13 protein-coding genes are annotated in these 17538 nt (G+C 69.9%); 11 read left to right on the forward strand and 2 right to left on the reverse strand.

From position 1 onward, the window contains the following. Positions 1-54: 54 nt before the first annotated feature. Complete coding sequence (msrA, locus tag ACWEKM_RS32815; protein ID WP_451624905.1) at positions 55-564, reverse strand: peptide-methionine (S)-S-oxide reductase MsrA; 510 nt, start codon at positions 562-564, stop codon at positions 55-57. Positions 565-1020: 456 nt separating this feature from the next. Between msrA and ACWEKM_RS32820 the strand changes: the two genes are divergently transcribed. From ACWEKM_RS32820 to ACWEKM_RS32855, 8 genes are all read left to right on the forward strand, one after another. Further along, entirely contained in the window at positions 1021-1824 is an 804-nt protein-coding gene (locus ACWEKM_RS32820) for an alpha/beta fold hydrolase (protein ID WP_451624906.1), read from the forward strand. A gap of 64 nt (positions 1825-1888) precedes the next feature. Continuing rightward, positions 1889-2392, forward strand: coding sequence for a hypothetical protein (locus ACWEKM_RS32825; RefSeq protein WP_451624907.1), 504 nt, complete (start codon positions 1889-1891; stop codon positions 2390-2392). Next, positions 2361-3050, forward strand: a complete 690-nt coding sequence (locus tag ACWEKM_RS32830) for a CocE/NonD family hydrolase (RefSeq protein WP_451624931.1) — start codon at positions 2361-2363, stop codon at positions 3048-3050. Before ACWEKM_RS32825 ends, ACWEKM_RS32830 begins: the two co-directional genes overlap by 32 nt. 62 nt (positions 3051-3112) lie before the next feature. Further along, a complete protein-coding gene (locus ACWEKM_RS32835) occupies positions 3113-6274 on the forward strand; it encodes a BTAD domain-containing putative transcriptional regulator (RefSeq protein ID WP_451624908.1) in 3162 nt (1053 codons plus the stop codon). Positions 6275-6335: 61 nt separating this feature from the next. Further along, on the forward strand, positions 6336-7463 hold the full coding sequence (locus ACWEKM_RS32840; RefSeq protein ID WP_451624909.1) for a zinc-binding dehydrogenase: 1128 nt from the start codon (positions 6336-6338) through the stop codon (positions 7461-7463). 366 nt (positions 7464-7829) lie between these two features. Continuing rightward, a complete protein-coding gene (gene abc-f / locus ACWEKM_RS32845; RefSeq protein WP_451624910.1) occupies positions 7830-9464 on the forward strand; it encodes a ribosomal protection-like ABC-F family protein in 1635 nt (544 codons plus the stop codon). A gap of 79 nt (positions 9465-9543) precedes the next feature. Next, complete coding sequence (locus ACWEKM_RS32850) at positions 9544-11190, forward strand: ABC-F family ATP-binding cassette domain-containing protein (protein WP_451624911.1); 1647 nt, start codon at positions 9544-9546, stop codon at positions 11188-11190. Between the two features lie 499 nt (positions 11191-11689). Further along, positions 11690-12361 carry a hypothetical protein gene (locus tag ACWEKM_RS32855; protein WP_451624932.1) on the forward strand — a complete coding sequence of 224 codons (672 nt, stop codon included), beginning with the start codon at positions 11690-11692 and terminating at the stop codon, positions 12359-12361. A 123-nt stretch (positions 12362-12484) separates the two neighbouring features. On the opposite strand, the gene ACWEKM_RS32860 is transcribed toward ACWEKM_RS32855, so the two are convergent. Then, on the reverse strand, positions 12485-13135 hold the full coding sequence (locus ACWEKM_RS32860; RefSeq protein WP_451624912.1) for an FMN-dependent NADH-azoreductase: 651 nt from the start codon (positions 13133-13135) through the stop codon (positions 12485-12487). Between the two features lie 124 nt (positions 13136-13259). Here ACWEKM_RS32860 and ACWEKM_RS32865 point away from each other — a divergent pair, with 124 nt between their 5' ends. The 3 genes from ACWEKM_RS32865 to ACWEKM_RS32875 all read left to right on the forward strand — a co-directional run bounded on the left by ACWEKM_RS32865 (position 13260) and on the right by ACWEKM_RS32875 (position 17475). Continuing rightward, the gene (locus ACWEKM_RS32865) at positions 13260-13631 is read left to right on the forward strand and encodes a winged helix-turn-helix transcriptional regulator (RefSeq protein ID WP_451624913.1); all 372 of its coding nucleotides are present in this window, start codon (positions 13260-13262) and stop codon (positions 13629-13631) included. Positions 13632-13768: 137 nt separating this feature from the next. Continuing rightward, positions 13769-13984, forward strand: coding sequence for a hypothetical protein (locus ACWEKM_RS32870; RefSeq protein ID WP_451624914.1), 216 nt, complete (start codon positions 13769-13771; stop codon positions 13982-13984). Positions 13985-14418: 434 nt separating this feature from the next. Beyond that, the gene (locus ACWEKM_RS32875) at positions 14419-17475 is read left to right on the forward strand and encodes an SUMF1/EgtB/PvdO family nonheme iron enzyme (RefSeq protein ID WP_451624915.1); all 3057 of its coding nucleotides are present in this window, start codon (positions 14419-14421) and stop codon (positions 17473-17475) included. Positions 17476-17538 lie beyond the last annotated feature (63 nt).

The raw sequence follows: 17538 nt of genomic DNA on the forward strand, positions 1-17538 counted from the left end.
GCCGGACAACGCGGCGTCGCCCGGTCCGCGGCGGCCCGGGCGACGCCGCGGCGCTCACGCCGCGCGCATGGGCACCCGCCAGCCGGGGCGCGGGAAGTGGCAGGTGTAGCCGTTCGGGTAGCGCTGCAGATAGTCCTGGTGTTCCGGTTCGGCCTCCCAGAACGGGCCGGCCTGCACCACCTCGGTCACCACCGGACCGGGCCACAGCCCGGACGCCTCGACATCGGCGATGGTGTCCTCGGCGATCCGCCGCTGCTCGTCGTCCAGGTAGAAGATGGCGGAGCGGTAACTGGCGCCCAGGTCGTTGCCCTGCCGGTCCTTCGTGGTCGGGTCATGGATCTGGAAGAAGTACTCCAGGACGGTGCGGTAGTCGGTCACCGCGGGATCGAAGGTGATCTCGATCGACTCGGCGTGGTGTCCGTGGTTGCGATACGTCGGATGAGACACCTCACCGCCGCTGTAGCCCACGCGCGTCGTCAGGACTCCCGGCTGCTTGCGGATCAGTTCCTGCATGCCCCAGAAGCACCCGCCGGCCAGCAGGGCCCTCTGCTCGTTGTCGCTCATCACACGTCACCCTTCCTCAGCGTCCGAAACCCCGGCGCGCCGCTCCCCGCCCGCGCCTCACACCCACGCGCGGGTCCCGGCCGTCCGCCATGGTCATCTTTGCGAACCACCGGTGCTTCGCAGGATATTCCGTTGCTGAGACCGTAGTCAGGTCTCGACGGGCCGCCTGCCGGTCCAGGTCAGCCTTCTGACCGGCGGACGACACACGGCAGTACGCCACTACCCGCCCGGCCGCCTCCATGGTGGGCTCATCGACCAGCCACGTCCCGGACGACGCTTGGCGGACCGGGACGGGCATCTTCCCGTCACCACCAGCGAGCTGTCACACCAGGAGCCGAGATCGAGTTCGGCCGGTTTCGCCTGTTGAGGCGCCTGTAACCCAGCCGTAACGCGGCTACCTAGTGTTCCGTCCACCCGGGCGACCGCTGTCAGGCGCCTGGAGGAAGGAGCAGTGCTGTGAAGTACGTCGATGTCGACGAAGGCGTCCGGATGGCGTACGAGGACCGGGGAGCGGGGAGCCCGATCGTGTTCGTACACGGATGGGGCGGCAGCGGTGAGGTCTGGGACTACCAGGTCCTGGACCTGGCCGACCGGTTCCGGGTGATCACCGTGGACCTGCGCGGGCACGGGGCATCCGACAGGCCCTGGGGGATTTACGACTACGCGATGTTCTGCCGTGATCTGAAGACGCTGATGGACCACCTCGCGCTCAAGGACGTGACGTTGGTCGGCTGGTCGATGGGCGGTCACATCGGCCTGAAGTTCGCGAGCACCATCGGCGCCCCGGTGCGCCGCCTCGTGATCACCGGCAGCGGCCCGCGCTTCCTCCAGGCGCCGGACGCGCCCTACGGCGGAGCGGCCGACAGCGCCGACGCCCTGTGCGACGCCATCGTCAACGCGCACGCCGAAACCGTGACCGGCCTGTACGGCAACAACTTCCATCGCACCGACCTTGAGGCGACACGTGACCGCTTCGTCCGAATCGGGCTGCAGGTCCCGGCCTTCGTCGGCCTCACCACCTTCCAGGCGCTGCTGGCTGAGGACCTGCGCGCCGACCTTCCAAGCATCGACATGCCCATCGCCGTGTTCACCGGGCGCCACGACCAGATCTGGGACCCGGCGTGGTCCGAGCAAGTCGCCAAGACCGCGCCGAATGCAAGGCTGACGTACTTCGAGAACAGCGGACACGTGGCCTTCATGGAGGACCGTCACGCCTGGAACAAGGCGCTGGTCGATTTCATCGCCTCCACCTCCAACTGACCTTTGGCCCGTCGCCGTCACGCCACTGGGGCTGGTGCCGAACCATGATGCAGAGAGGAATTCCGTGAGCTTGCGAAAGATCGCTACGGTTCTGTCGACCCTCGCCTTCACCGCCGCCGTCCTTGTCGGCGGCGCGGGCGGAGCCGGCGCTTCCGGGCCGGTGACTCCGGAGGCCACCTACACCTCGGTGTCGGACGGCTGGGCCCAGGTCGAGCGGTGGTACGACAGCAACCCCGGCTACGTTCCGGCGCAGTACACCTCGGACGGGCGCCTGAACCAGACCGGGCAGCGGGCCACCTTCTTCGGCAGCGCCCAGCCGGCCGCGGGCAGATACCTTCTGTCGTACGCGCCGGGCTGGGACAGCAACTCGAAGCCTGTCCCGGTCCTGCTTGTCCCCGGCGCCTACGAGACCGCGGACTCCGCATGGGCCGACCCGACGGACGGGACCATGGGCTGCGGCGCCACGACCTGTCCGACCGCGGGCCTCATGCAGTCGCTGAGCGGCGCCGGGTACAAGGTACCAAGCCCCGGTCCGGATCTTCGTCCAGGGTCTCAATCGCTGGCGTGACGAGGACGACTGGCCCCTTGCCCGTACCGTGCCCGCCAGACTCCACCTGCGATCCGGCAAAACGGCGTCCTTCACTGCCCCCGCGTTCGACGAGATGCCGGACTCCTTCGTCTACGACCCCGCCGATCCCTGCCCGACCACGGGCGGGAACCTGCTCATGCCCGCACAGTATTCCCGCGGCCCCGTCGACCAGGCCGCGATCACCACACGCTGCGACGTCCTGTCCTACACCAGCGAACCGCTCACCGAGGACCTGGAAGTGACCGGCCCGGTGCGAGCGCTGCTGTGGGCCGCGACCGACGGTCCCGATACCGACTGGGTGGTCAAGCTGTGCGACGTGCATCCGGACGGCCGCATCCTCAACGTCTGCGACGGCATCCTGCGAGCATCGCTCCGCCACGGGCTGGACCGCCCCGAACCTGTCACCGCGGGCGAGTCACTGCGCTATGAGATAGACCTGTGGGCGACCTCGATGGTCTTCCGCGCCGGGCACCGCCTGGCCGTGCTCGTCACATCCAGCGACTTCCCCCGCTACGACCGCAACCCCAACACCGGAGAGCTGGGCGTTCATGCCGCTTCCGGGCGGCCCGCCAAGCAGCGCATCCATCACGACGCCCGCCGTCCCTCGCATCTGGTCCTGCCGGTCGTTCGACGCTGAACGCCCGCAGGCACCCAGTGCCTTACGCATCGGTCCCGCGCGAAGTACGATGCCCGCACCTCATGTCCGACCTGCCGCTTTCCTTCATCGAGCGCCGCCGCTTGCGCGCTGCCCATGCCCGTGCCGGGACCACCGCACGGCCACGCCTGGATGCGCTGCTCGACTGGGCTCTGACCCATCCGTTCACCCTGGTGGAGGCCGAGGCCGGCTACGGCAAGACCACCCTCGCCCAGTCCGGGCCGGCGGACCTGCCGCCGGCCTGGTACGCGCTGAGCTCCGACGACCGCGACCCAATGGTGTTCCTCACGCACCTCGCCTGGGCGCTGGAACCCTACCGCCCGGCGTTGCCGCTGCGCCTCGCGAGCCGTCAGCGTGGCGGGGAGCACGCCGAGACCAGCTGGTCCGAACTGGTTGAGGTCGTTCTGGCCGAGGTAGAGGAGATCGCGGGCACCGGACTGCTCCTCGTCCTCGACGACTACCACCAGGTCGACACGCCGACGATCAACTCGATCCTCGACCGTCTCGTCGACGGCCTCCCGCCAGGGCTCCGGATCCTCGTCACCACCCGGGTTCGGCCCGCCCTGCCCAGCCTCGCCCGCTGGCAGGCGGACGGGACGGTCTGCGTCATCACACGCGCCGACCTCGCCTTCACCGCCGAGGAGACGGCGGACCTCTTCAGGGCGCGGTTCGGGCTCGACGTCAGCTCGGAGCAAGCCCGGTTGCTGATGCGTGAGACCGAAGGATGGCCCATCGCCCTCGGCCTCATCGGCGGGCACCTGCGCCGTACCGGCGCAGACGTCGGCACTCTCGCCGAGAGCCTGCCCGCCGGCCGCGAAGAACTCTTCTCCTACCTCGGCGAGCAGGTCCTGGCCGGACTCCCTGCCGACCTGCGGGCCTTCCTGCTGGCCACTGCCGCACCCCGCTCCTTCGACGTCGCCTTGGCCGCGCATCTGAGCGGGCGCACCGACGTTCCGCAGATGCTGCAGCACGTCCTCACCGCAGGGCTCTTCTGCATGCACGACGATCGCGGAGGCTACCGCTACCACCACCTCTTCCGTGACTTCCTCCTCGCCCAGAACGACGAACAGCATCGACGCGACGCCCACCGCCGCGCAGCCGACCACCTCGTGCAGGCCGGCGAACCCGAAGAGGCCCTCTTCCACGCCTTCGGGGCCGTCGACGTCCCGCGCACGGTCCGGCTACTTGAGCAGCTCGGCAACTCTTGGATCTCCGGCGGGCGCCACCACACGTTCCTCGACGCCGCCAACCGGCTGCCGCCCCGAGCACGAAACTCCTCCCCACGGCTGCTGCTTCACCGCAGCCGCGCGTTCCGCTTGGCGTGCGACTACCCCGCCGCCGTAGCCCACGCGCGGGCCGCCGCTCTCCACCCAGAAACGCACGCCGAAGCGCTGAAGGCCGAAATCGACGTCTACCTCGACACCGTCCAGCCCCGCCGAGCCGCGCCGCTCCTCGCTCAACTCCGCCGCACTGCAGACGGCCGCCAACAGCCGGCCGCGTGGCTGGCCGTACTGGCCGAGCACCATGTCAACGCTGGGAACCCGACCCGGGCCAGGCACACCCTGCTGCGCCAGGCCACCGCTACCGGCAGCACCCCTGCCCGCGACGTCCGACTGGAAGTACGGATCGGCGATCTGCACCAGGCCCGGCGCCTCCTGGAAGCCGCCGATGAGGAAGCCCTGCTGGTCCACCGCTCGCACCGCGAACGCGACCCTCTGCTGGCCTGGACCCACGGTCTCCTCGGCAACCGCGAACAGGCCGCCGAGCACGCCAACCGCGGCATCGCCCGCGGCCGACAGCGCGGATCGCACAGCGTCCTGTTCGTCAGCACGTCCCGCCTTGCCCATTCACTCCTGTGCGCAGACTCCCCAGCCACAGGTGACCTCGAAGCCGCCATCCGCCACTACCAGACCGCTCTGTCCATCGTGATCAAGACCGGCGTCCCGCGGCTGCGCGCCGAGTCACTGATCGGCCTGACCGTGGCATACGGCCGGCTCGGCGATGCTGACGCCGTCCGCCGTCACGGGAGCGAAGCACTGGAACTGCTCACCGAGGCCGGGGACTCCTACATGGCCTCCATGGCCTGCCTGGCCATGGGCATCGGCAGCGCATGCGTCCGGCACCCGGACTCGCCGGTATGGCTGGCACAAGCGCGGTTCCGGGCGCAGCAAGCCGGAGACGTCTACATTCCTGCCCTCGCAGACATCTGGCTGGCGCACCTCGCCCATCAGCGCGACAACGCCGACGCGTTCCTCCGGCATGCGAGCCCAGCCCTGGCCACCATGCGCGAGTACGGACTCGACTCCCTGCTCACCGGCGCACCCTGGCTCGGCCTCCCCGGTGTGGAACGGCGCCGCGCATGGCTCAGCCACGCGATCACCGCCCCGGCGACATCCGAGTACGCCCGCTATCTGCTCGGCAGACTCCCAACCCGCTCCCCCGCCTTGGCGAATTCCGCCCCCGATGCGTCAGCTCCCGAGCTGCGACTTCTCACGCTCGGCCGGTTCGCCGCGCTCCGCAACGGCGACCCGATCCCCGCAACCCGGTGGGAGCGCCGCAAAGCACGAGAGCTACTGTGGCTGCTCACCACCCGCGAACAAAGGTCCGTCCTGCGGGAGGAAGCGCTGGAACTGCTGTGGCCCGACACCGACCCGGATGTCACCGCCCCGCGATTCCGCGTAGCCCTGCACGCGCTGCGCGGAGCCCTCGAACCCGACCGGAAGTCACGCGGACAGGACCGCTTCGTCCACACCGACGGCAACCGGATCACCCTCGACCCGGGCGTCCAGATCGACTGGACCGAGTTCCGCGGCCTCGCGCGACGGGTCCTCGACGGCGGCGCCGGGCACGACGACATCCAGCTGGGCCGCCAGGCCATCGCGCTCTACCAGGGCACCTACCTTGAGGACGCCGTCGACCTGCCCTGGGCTGAAGGACTTCGCGAGTCTCTCAAAGTCGCCTTCATCGAACTGGCACTGCACACCGCTGAAGCCGAATGCACACACGGCGCCCTGTCCTCAGCAGCAGAGCTCGCCCACCGGGTCCTCGACGCCGACCGCTATCGCGAAGGCGCCTACCGGCTGCTCGCGCGGGTCCACCTGTCCTCCGGCGACCCCGCTGCCGCGCAGCGGGCCTTTCGCACCTGCGCCGAACGCTTGAGCACAGACCTCGGTGTCGCTCCCTCCTGGAACCTGGCCGACTTGTAATGGCGCTGTAACGCCGGCCGGCGAGATTCGTCAATGCCAGCCGACTCCCAGGAGAATCGCCGTGAAGGTCACCGCAGCCGTGCTCACCACGACTGATGCCAAGCCTCCCTACCAGGGATCCGCCCCCTTGGCCTTGGAGGAGCTGGCCCTGGATCCGCCGGGACCCGGCGAGGTCCTGGTGAAGATCGCGTCCGCCGGAGTGTGCCACTCCGACCTGTCCGTCATCGACGGCACCCGCCCGCGCCCCCTCCCCATGGTGCTGGGCCACGAGGCCGCCGGCATCATCGCCGGCGTCGGCTCCGGCGTCAGCGATGTCGCCGAGGGCGACCATGTCGTGTTCTCCTTCGTGCCGATCTGCGGCAGCTGCGTCCCCTGCCAAACCGGTCGGCCAGTCCTGTGTGAGCGCGGCGCCGCCGCCAACGCCGCAGGCACCCTGATCTCAGGACGACGGCCGTTCCGCCGCAAGGACGGGACCCAGGTGCAGCAGCACCTCGGCGTATCGGCCTTCGCGCAATACACCGTGTGCGCGCAGGAGTCGCTGGTCCGCGTGGACTCGACCCTGCCGTTGGAGAAGGCATGCCTGTTCGGCTGTGCTCTCCTCACCGGTGCGGGAGCCGTCCTCAACACCGCCCGCATCGAAGCCGGCCTCCCCGTGCTGGTCGTCGGTCTGGGCGGCGTAGGGCTCGCCGCCGTCATGGCCGCGAAAGCCACCGGGGCGCACCCGATCGTCGCCGTCGACATCTCCCCGGACAAGGTCGCCCGCGCCGCATCCCTGGGCGCCACACACGCCCTCGTCTCCAGCGACGACACGGTCGAGCACATCCGGGCCGCAACCGACGGCGGCGCCGCCTACGCCTTCGAGGCAGCGGGCCACCCCGCCGCCCTGACCACGGCATACGCGGCGACACGACGCGGCGGCACCACCATCGCCATCGGCCTGCCCCACCCCACCAGCACCTTCCAACTCCCCGCCCTGAGCCTGGTCGCGGAAGAACGCCGGCTCGTCGGCTCCTACATGGGATCGTCCGTTCCCCGTCGCGACATCCCGCGCTACATCGAGCTGTACCAGGCCGGCCTGCTCCCGGTCGATCTCCTGGCCGACGCCAACCTGCCCCTGCACGACATCAACATCGCGATGGACCGGCTGGCATCGGGCACAGTTGGACGACAGTTGGTACTCCCCCACTGATCACCGGTCTCCAGGGACATGGCAGTTATCAGCCGCCGGCCGGGCAACGCCAAAAGATTCGTCAGCGCGCCCAGGGCGACGAACCTGCTGCGACAGGGTGGCCCTCTTGCAGACCGCCAAATACATGACGGGGACCGGGCCGAGGGCGGCCCGGTCGCGGGGCGGGCTGTTACACTCGCCGGGACTTTCGACCGTCTCGGAGGGGACCAGACATGGCAGGTGACGACGACATCTCCGGGTGATACCCGGAGCTGATCGGCCACCGGCCGGCGCCACGGAGCGCCGCCGTCGTGGCCCGGTCGTCGTCGCCTCCTCCCCCTGTCTGCCCGGGCAGCGCTCTGCCCTGTCCTTCCCCGAGGTCCCTTCATGTCCGACGCCTCCGTCGTCTGCTCCCAGCTGTCCTTCTCCTGGCCCGACGACACCCCGGTCTTCCGCGATCTGTCCTTCACCGTGGAGTCCGGCCGCACCGGTCTGGTCGCACCCAACGGCTCCGGCAAGAGCACCCTGCTCCGCCTGATCGCCGGTGAACTGCCGCCCACTGCCGGGTCGTTGACCGTCTCCGGCACGCTCGGCCATCTCCCGCAGTCCCTCCCGCTGACCACCGGCCTGACGGTCGCCGAGGTGCTGGGCATCGCCGAGGTGATCCGCGCCCTGGACGCCGTCGAGTCCGGGGACGTGAGCGAGGAACACTTCACGACCATCGGCGACGACTGGGACATCGAGGAACGCACCCGGGCCCAACTGGACCGGCTCGGCCTCACCGGTCTCGCCCTGGACCGCGGCCTCGGCACGCTCAGCGGCGGCCAGGTCGTCTCGCTGGGTCTCGCGGCTCAACTGCTCAGGCGCCCCGACGTGCTGCTGCTCGACGAGCCCACCAACAACCTGGACCTCGAAGCCCGGCACCGCCTCTACGACGTGCTGGACGACTTCACGGGCTGTCTGCTCGTGGTCAGCCACGACCGCGCCCTGCTCGACCGCATGCAGCGCATCGCCGAACTCGACCACGGTGAACTACGGCTGTACGGCGGCGACTTCACCGCTTACGAGGAAGCCGTACGGGCCGAGCGGGAGGTCGCCGAGAAGAACATCCGGGGCGCCGAACAGGAACTGAAGCGGGAGAAGCGGGAGCTGCAGCAGGCCCGCGAGCGCGCCGAACGGCGGGCGAGCAACGCCGCACGCAACCTCAAGAGCGCGGGCCTGCCCCGTATCTTCGCCGGAAACATGAAACGCGGCGCGCAGGAGTCCGCGGGCCGGGCGGGCCAGTTGCACGCAGCCCGGGTCAGCGCGGCTAAGGCCCGGCTGGACGAGGCGGGGCGGGCCGTGCGGGACGAGCAGCGCATCAGCCTCGACCTGCCCGACACCGACGTCCCGGCGGGCCGCACCGTCTTTGCGGGCGAGCGGTTGCAGGTCCGGCACGGCGGGCGGGACCTGTTCGCCGGCGAAGGTGTCGATTTGACGATCCGCGGTCCCGAACGGATCGCGCTGACCGGGCCCAACGGCGCGGGCAAGTCCACCCTGCTGCGCCTGATCAACGGCGATCTGGAGGCGGAGACCGGGCGGATCAGGCGGGCCGACGGCCGGATCGCCCATCTCTCGCAGCGCCTGGACCTGCTGGACCTCGACCGGACCGTCGCCGAGAACTTCGCCGCGTACGCGCCGCACCGCACGGAGGCGGAGCGGATGAACCTGCTCGCCCGCTTCCTGTTCCGGGGTGCCCGCGTCCAACTGCCGACCGCGGTGCTGTCCGGCGGGGAGCGGCTGCGGGCCACCCTGGCGTGCGTCCTGTGTGCCGAACCGGCGCCGCAGCTGCTGCTCCTCGACGAGCCGACGAACAATCTGGACCTGGTCAGCACGGGCCAGTTGGAGAGCGCGCTCGCCTCCTACCGGGGCGCGTTCGTGGTCGTCAGCCATGACGAACGGTTCCTCCACGAGATCGGCACGAGCCGCCGACTGCGGCTGGACCGGGGAGCCCTGCTGGAGACGACGGCGCCCGAGGTATGACCCACCGGCGCGCCAACCGCGCCCGCGCCCGAGGCGGCAGCCCGGCGGGCCCAGAACCCCTCACGTTCGGTGGAATCCCATGTCTCCTCAGCCTGCCCTGCTGGCCCGCGACCTCGTCCGCACCCTCGGCACCCGCCGCGTACTGGACGGGGTGTCCCTCACCGCCTCCCCCGGTCACCGCATCGGCCTGATCGGGGAGAACGGCGTCGGCAAGTCGACCCTGCTCAGCCTGCTCGCCGGCGCCGACGAGCCCGACTCCGGCAGCGTCGTACGCCCCGCCGACCTGGGCCATCTGCCCCAGGAAATGCCGTACGACGGCGCGTCGACGATCGCCGATGTGCTCGACGGCGCGCTGCGTGAGGCCCGTGCCGACCTCACGCGGCTCGACCACCTCACCCAGCGGCTCGCCGACACCCCGCCGTCCCACCCCGACCACGCCGAACTGCTCCAGGAGTACGGCCGACAGCTCGAACAGGCGCAGCAGCGGGAGGCATGGGACGCGGACCGGCGTGCCACGCTCACGCTCACCGGGCTCGGTCTGGGCGAGGTCCGGCACGACCGCACGCTGGGCTCGCTCTCCGGCGGGCAGCGCGGCCGGCTGGCCCTGGCCGCGCTGCTGGTCCGGCGGCCCACCGCGCTGCTGCTGGACGAGCCGACCAACCATCTCGACGACGGCGCCGCCGCCTTCCTGGAGGAACAGGTGCGCAACCTGCCGGGGGTGGTCGTGCTGGCCAGTCACGACCGGGCGTTCCTCGACGCCGTGTGCACGGACCTGATCGACCTCGATCCCACGATGGACGGCCCGGTCCGCTACGGCGGCAACTACACCGCCTACCTGGCCGAGAAACATGCGACGCGGGAACGCTGGGAGCGCCGGTACGCCGAGGAACAGGAGGAGTTGGCCGCGCTGCGCCGGGCGGCCGCGGTCACCGCCCGTCGCCTCGCGCCGGACCGGGAGCGGCGCGACAACGAGAAGATGGGTTACGGCCACCGGGGCGGCCGGGTGCAGAGCCAGATCTCACGCCGGGTGCGCAACGCCACCCGGCGGCTCGACGAACTGGAACGCGCCCAGGTCGCACAGCCGCCACGGCCGCTGCACTTCCGGCACCAGGCACTGGCAGTTTCGTCCGGGGAGTCGGTGGACGGCACCGTCGTGTCGATGCGCGACATCCGGGTGCCGGGCCGGCTCGCCGTGCGCCGACTCGATGTGGCGGCGGCCGAACGGCTGTTGGTCACCGGCGACAACGGGGCGGGCAAGTCGACTTTGCTGGCGGTGCTCGCCGGGCGGCTCGGGGTGTGCGGCACGGTGCGGCGGCGGCCCGGTCTCACCGTGGGGCTGCTGGACCAGGACACCGTCTTCGACCGGCCCGACCGCACCGTCCGGGACACCTATGAGGGATCGCTCGGCGCCGAACGGGCGGAAGCGGTCCCGCTGTCCGCACTGGAACTGCTGCACGAGGCGGATCTGGACAAGCCGGTGGGGCACCTCTCCGTCGGCCAGCGGCGCAGGCTCGCGCTGGCGCTCCTGGTGGCCCGCCCACCCCGGTTGCTGCTGCTCGACGAGCCCACGAACCATCTGTCGCCGCGGTTGTGCGACGAGTTGGAGGAGGCGCTGGGCACCGGTCCCGGCGCGATCGTCCTGGCCAGCCACGACCGCTGGCTGCGCAGACGCTGGCCGGGCCGCGAACTCCGGCTGACCGCGGGGGATCGGCCAAGTGATCCGTGACATGCCTCACCACCGCGAGCGGTCACCCGCCCGAACGGTGACATGGCACCGGCCCACGCCTGCGTCCGCGCACACCCGGGCTCGGCCTCACCACGCCGCCCGCGGGAAGACACATACGGCGGCCGACCGACGGGCCTCCGCAGTATGTGGTCCGTCCCGCCCTTCGTGGTCCGGGTCGACGGCGGCGGCCACTGCAACGGCGAGCCGTGACAGGTTTCCGCGCATGCGGAACACCTTCCCCTGGGAGGTGACCGACGTTGCCGCGCGCGGCCGTTCGGCGCCCGCGCGGCCCGCACACACCCTAGTCGGCGGGGAGCGTCACCGGGTACGGTACGCCGCAACCCGTGACGTGCGGCACATGCCTGACGTAGGCCGACCGTCGCTCGAACGAGTGCGATGTACGTATGTTTCCGCCCCGGCTCCGGCACACCTCGCACCACCGGGTCGGTGGATCGGTACCATCGCACCATCATCCATCGTTTCCAGGGAGTGAATGATTGTGTCCAACCAGTCGACCGATGCCTCGGTCCGGTCCCGCTATCTGGAGCAGGCCGCGTCGGATCTGCAGGAGAACCGGCGCCTGCAGAGCGAACTCGCCGAGAAAATCGGTACGTTGAAGCAGGAGGAGTCGCTCCTGCTGAACATCCTGAACCTCGCGGAGCGTTTTGACGCCCCGTCGGACGACGTCGTGTCCGAAGGGGCGCCGACCGAAGCGGCGCCGCTGCCGCAGCAGGCCCAGGACGAACCCACCCTGGTCCCCGCCACCACCGCCGCGGCCGCCACCACCACAGCCACCGCCACCGCCACCGAGGCACCGGCAGCACCGCGGCGCCGTGCGCGTGCGGCGGCGGGCCCCAAGTCCCAGAAGAAGGCCGCCCGTGTCGCCGCGCCGACGAAGTCGCGTCAGCCCCTGCTCGGTGATGTGTTCCTGGACCTGCTCCGCGCGCACGACGAGCCCCGCCTGGCCAAGGAGCTGCGCGACGAGCTGATGCGGGAACACCCCGACCGGACCCCGACCCCGCAGGTGGTGCGCAACACACTGGAGGCGCTTGTCGCCAAGGGCCGTATCCAGCGTCACAAGCAGCAGAGGTCGGTGATGTACTCCCTCACCGAACCGACGTCCGCGGAGCCGGCCGAGGCCGAGAGCAACACGTCGGAGGACGACGCCTGACACACTCCGGCGTCCCGGACGCCGGAAGGAACGCACAGACGGAAAGAGGCACATAGACCGAAGGGGAGTTCGCCGCTCTCACACCTGCATGGCCGCACGACACATGTCCGCGGCCGGAAGCGGCTACGCGGCGAGGCGCTCGACGAGCGCCTTCGCCTTGACGGCCGCGTCCTGCAGAGCGCGCTCGCGCGAGGACTCGAAGAGCGGCACCAACTCGGCCATGGCCGGGTTGTGCGGGGCCATGGTCAGTTCGGGAACGATGAAGTCGACATCCAGCCCGAGGCCCTCCGCGAGAATCGCCGACAGATAGTTCTGGACATATTCGAACTGCTCGCGCGGGGTACCCGGCGCATACGAGCCGCCGCGGCTGGCCACGACGGTGACCGGGGTGCCCTTCGCGGAGGAGTTCTCACCCATGGTGCGGCCGACCAGGACCACATTGTCCAGCCACGCCTTGAGCGTCGACGGGATCGAGAAGTTGTACATCGGCGCGCCGATGAGTATCGCGTCCGCGCGCTCCAGTTCCTCGATCAGCTTCACCCGCTCGGCGAAGGCGCTCGCCTGCTCGGGCGTGTGCGTGGCCGGGTCGGCGAAGCCCGCGGTGTGGGCGGCGGCCGTGAGGTGCGGGACGGGGTCCGCCGACAGATCGCGGTAGATGACCGCGCCGTCGGGGTGCTGCTCCCGCCAGATCCTGCGGAAGGTCTCCGTCACGGCACGCGAGGCGGACGCCTCGCTCGGGAAGACGGACGAGTCGATGTGGAGCAGGGTGGCCATGCGTGTCTCCATGGGAATAGGGGCCCACAGGGCTCCCCGTGGGCTGAGTTTTCGTACTCGGCTATATCTAACACATGGACTTACTTTTTTTCATCCCCATACGCCGGGCTAGTACCATGGGCGCATGGCGGCGGAGCAGAAACACGACGAGGCAACGTGCAAGCGGGTCGACGACGGCATCACGCGCGTCTTCCAGCTGCTCGGCAAGCGCTGGAGCGGCCCGATCGTGTCCGTACTCGTGGAACAGCCCGCGCACTTCGCCGATCTGCGCCGGGCGGTTCCCGGCATCAGCGAACGCATGCTCTCCGACCGGCTCGCCGAACTCGGCGCCGCGGGACTCGTCGTGCGCGAGGTGGACGAGGGACCGCCACTGCGCGTCTCCTACCGGCTGACGGCATCGGGGGCCGCCCTGGAGCCCGCGCTCAGGCAACTCGGGGACTGGGCGAAGGAGCATCTGCCGGACAGCCCGCCCTGCCTGGAGTCCACCGAGCGGTGACCGTACCGGGCTCGGCGCCCGAGCCGTGCTCCATTCGGGTCGGGGCATGGCTCGGCTCCGCCGGGGAACAGTCGGCAGCGATCACTCTGGGACGGCGTCCGCAAGGGCGCCGACGCCCCGTGATCAAGGAGAAGTGGATGCCGATCGACACCTTGGAGCGCTTCCTGGCCGCCCTGAGCCCGCACGACCGGGAGCAGGTCCGGCAGCAGCCGCACGACGAGCAGGAACGGCTCGCGGCCGCCTGGGAGGAGGAGCTGCGCGAGGACACCGACCTCGACACACTGAGCGAACTCTCCCCGGCCGCGGCCGAGAGCGAAGCGGCCAAGCGGGTCGTCAAGGGGCGGTTCGACTAGGCCCTGTCATCAGTCGAGATCACGGGATCGGCCCGCGCTTCATCCCCGTCCTCAAGAACATCAAGGTGCGCGGCCCACTCGGCCGACCCAGGACCCGGCCGGTCCAGGACTTCGGCCGGACACAGTGGTCGGCGACAAGGCGTACTCCTCCCGCGCCGACCGCGCCCGCCTGGAAGCTGTACAAGTGTTCCTGATGTTCACTTGCGTGCCGGGAATCGACGGCGTGCAGACACTTGTACAGCCAACTACGGGTTCCAGAGTCGAAGGCACACGGTGTGGGTGCGGAAGGTGTACGCCTGACGCGGCGCCTGAAGCTGCCGCGGTCAGGCCCGTGCCGACCCGAACGGGCCGCCCGGTCTGCGACCGGGCGGCCCGAATGGAACGTCATCGACTTGAGATGCTTCGGGACCAAGTCCCGCAATGGGAGTGAACCCATGACGTCTGACGAGCAAAAACTCTCCCTGAACCGCCGCCGGTTCCTCGGCGGCATCGGCGCGTTCGCCGGTGCGGTCGCCGTTGGCGAGCTGTTCCCGACCGCCGCCTCGGCGGCGGCGCCGGCCTACGAAGTGATCCTCGGTGAGCCGAGACAGCAGCAGTTGCTCGGCCCGGCCACGCCGGCCGATACCGAAGCCTGGCTGAAGGCGATGAAGGACTGGCGGGCGGCCGAACACAAGCGTTTCAACTACGACCCGCGCAACTATGAACGCGCGGAGCTCACATGGGCCCAGCGCAACCCGATCCAGCCGCAGGTGATGGTCGAGGACCGCTACCTCTACGACCCCCACCGGCAGCGCTACACCGTCGACCGCTACCTCGACGATGTCACGAGCCGCTACGGCGGCATCGACTCCGTCCTGCTCTGGCCGACTTATCCCAACATCGGCATCGACAACCGCAACGCCGCCGAGATGATCCGCGACCTGCCCGGTGGCCTCGACGGGGTACGCACACTCGTCGCCGACTTCCAGGCCCGCGGCGTGCGTGTCCTGTTCCCGATCATGGTCTGGGACTACGGCACGCACCATCCGGGAGCGGACACCTGGGCGGACATCATGCCCGGCCTGATGAAGCAGTTGGGCGCCGACGGGCTCAACGGTGACGTGATGAACGTGGTCACGAAGGACTACTTCGACAACGCCCTCGCCCTCGGCCACCCGCTGGTGCTCGAACCCGAACACGGCCTCGGCTTCCGGGCTGGATCCCCGCCGGCCGACACTGCACGTGCGCAGATCGGCTGGAACACGATGTCGTGGGGCTACTGGATCAACGACGCCGACGTTCCCATGGTCAGCGTCAACAAGTGGCTTGAACCCCGCCACACCGTGCACGTCAACGACCGCTGGTCGCAGAGCAAGACAGACATGCTGCAGTCCGCGTTCTTCAACGGCACCGGCCTGGAGAGCTGGGAGAACATCTGGGGCATCTGGAACGGCATGACCGAACGTGACAACGAGACGGTCCGCCGCGTCGCCACGATCGAGAGGAAGTTCCCGGAGCTGCTGGTCAGCGCGGAGTGGGAGCCGCACACCCCGACGCGGCAGAGCGGGGTGTATGCGAGCAAGTGGCCGGCCGAACGCGGCACCCAGACGCTGTGGACGCTCATCAACCGCGCAACCGCACTGCGCACCGGTGGGCAGTTGGAGGTCGCGCACCAGTCGGGAATCCGCTACTACGACCTCTGGAACGGCCGCGAGCTGAAGCCGGAGATCTCCGGTGGCCGCGCCGTGCTGTCGTTCCCGATCGAGGCGAAGGGCTTCGGCGCGGTGCTCGCCAGCACGTCGGCCCAACTCCCCGGAGACTTCGGCGACTTCCTGCGCTCCATGCACCGGCACGCCAGGCGCCCGCTGTCGGACCTCTCCGCGGCGAACACGTTCCTGCCCCAGACCATGACGAAGATCAAGAGCACGGCCCGGGCCCGTAAGGCCCCGCCCGGCATGGTGTACATCCCGGGCGCCAACTACCGCTTCGCCGTCCGTGGCGCCGAGCTGGAGGGCTGGTCCTGGCGGGGAACCGCGGGCCTCGTGCGCGGCGTCGGCGTCCAGTTCCCCGGCGAGCCGGAGCCCGACCGCTACCACCAGCTGACCCTCAACCTCGCACCGTTCTACATGGACCGAACGCCGGTGACGAACGAGCAGTTCCAGCGCTTCATGGACGCCACCGGTTACCGGCCGGCGGACGACCAGAACTTCCTCAAGCACTGGGACTGGAGCTCCGAGCACCACCCGAAGTACAAGGCCGGCTGGGCCAAGAAGCCCGTCATCTACGTCTCGATCGAGGACGCCCGCGCGTATGCCCGCTGGGCGGGCAACCGACTGCCGCACAGTTATGAGTGGCAGTACGCCGCGCAGGGCCTGGACAACCGCACCTACCCGTGGGGCAGCGCCTACGACACCACGCGCGTCCCGGAGCCGTTCAACGGCCGGAACGAGATGCGGCCCCCGGACGATGTCGACGCCCACCCGAGCGGAGCAAGCCCGTTCGGCGTCCTCGACATGGTCGGCAACGTATGGCAGTGGACGGACGAATTCACCGACGACCACACCCGGACCGCCGTGCTGCGCGGCGGCAGCTACTACCAGATCGTCGCCTCGAGTGTCACCAACTACTACTTCCCCTCCGACAAGAACGCCCAACGGCTCGACCGTCAGAGCAAGTACCTGCTGATGGCCCCCGGCCGGGACCGGTCGGCGACGATCGGTTTCCGCACCGTCGTGGACGCCGCGCAACTGACGCCCGAACCGGTCGACAACGGCACAGTCGTCGACGCCAGCACGCACAAGAACGCCGCCACGCCCGGCTGGACCAGCCACGGCTGGACCACCAAAATGGTCTTCGACTCCGCGTATCCCGTCGTCGACTCGTCGTACAACGCCACCAACCTCAGCGGCACCGGCACCGGAAACTGGGCCGAGTACACGTTCATCGGCACCGGCGTCGACGTCTACGGCTGGCGCGGGCCGAACGGCGGGGTGCTGCGCGTACTGGTCGACGGCATCGTCCAGGGCGGCCCGATTTCCCAGAAGAGCGCCACGGACACGTACTACGAGTTGCTCGCCCGGATCGGCGGCCTTGCGAACGGCCGGCACACCATACGGATCGAGACCGATCCCTCCAGCGCGGCGGACGCCGTGACAGGCGTCGACTACCTGCGCGTCTACAAGAGTGGCGACAAGCAGCCGCCCGTGCCGCCGACCCTGACACCGAGCGATGCGCGCCCCGCCGCCGGGAGCAGCGTCACGGTCAAGGTGGGCTTCCGCAACGAGAGCGCCACCCCCGTCTCGGGCGGCCTGCGACTCGCGGTCCCCGAGCCGCTGAGCGTGACCCCGGTGGTGGCCGGGTTCAGCGGGCTCGCCCCGCATGCGGAGGTCACGCGCGAGTTCACCGTCACGGTGCCGGCCGGTACCGACCCCGGCGCCAAGCTGCTGCGGGCAGTGGCGACGCTGAAGCAGTCCGCCGACGCCGAAGGATGGGCAACGCTCGAAACGGCCTGACCCGCCCTCCGCAGGCGTTCCGCGCGGGCCACCTCGGCGCGGAACGCCTGCGGCAGGAACCTG

The organism is Streptomyces sp. NPDC004752, assembly GCF_053601275.1.

Excerpts from the sequence above, each read along its gene's own strand:
- ACWEKM_RS32850 (WP_451624911.1), top strand. The coding sequence starts at position 9,544 with ATGTCTCCTCAGCCTGCCCTGCTGGCCCGCGACCTCGTCCGCACCCTC.
- msrA (WP_451624905.1), bottom strand. The coding sequence starts at position 564 with ATGAGCGACAACGAGCAGAGGGCCCTGCTGGCCGGCGGGTGCTTCTGG.
- ACWEKM_RS32835 (WP_451624908.1), top strand. The coding sequence starts at position 3,113 with ATGTCCGACCTGCCGCTTTCCTTCATCGAGCGCCGCCGCTTGCGCGCT.
- ACWEKM_RS32870 (WP_451624914.1), top strand. The coding sequence starts at position 13,769 with ATGCCGATCGACACCTTGGAGCGCTTCCTGGCCGCCCTGAGCCCGCAC.
- ACWEKM_RS32860 (WP_451624912.1), bottom strand. The coding sequence starts at position 13,135 with ATGGCCACCCTGCTCCACATCGACTCGTCCGTCTTCCCGAGCGAGGCG.
- ACWEKM_RS32865 (WP_451624913.1), top strand. The coding sequence starts at position 13,260 with ATGGCGGCGGAGCAGAAACACGACGAGGCAACGTGCAAGCGGGTCGAC.
- ACWEKM_RS32875 (WP_451624915.1), top strand. The coding sequence starts at position 14,419 with ATGACGTCTGACGAGCAAAAACTCTCCCTGAACCGCCGCCGGTTCCTC.
- abc-f (WP_451624910.1), top strand. The coding sequence starts at position 7,830 with ATGTCCGACGCCTCCGTCGTCTGCTCCCAGCTGTCCTTCTCCTGGCCC.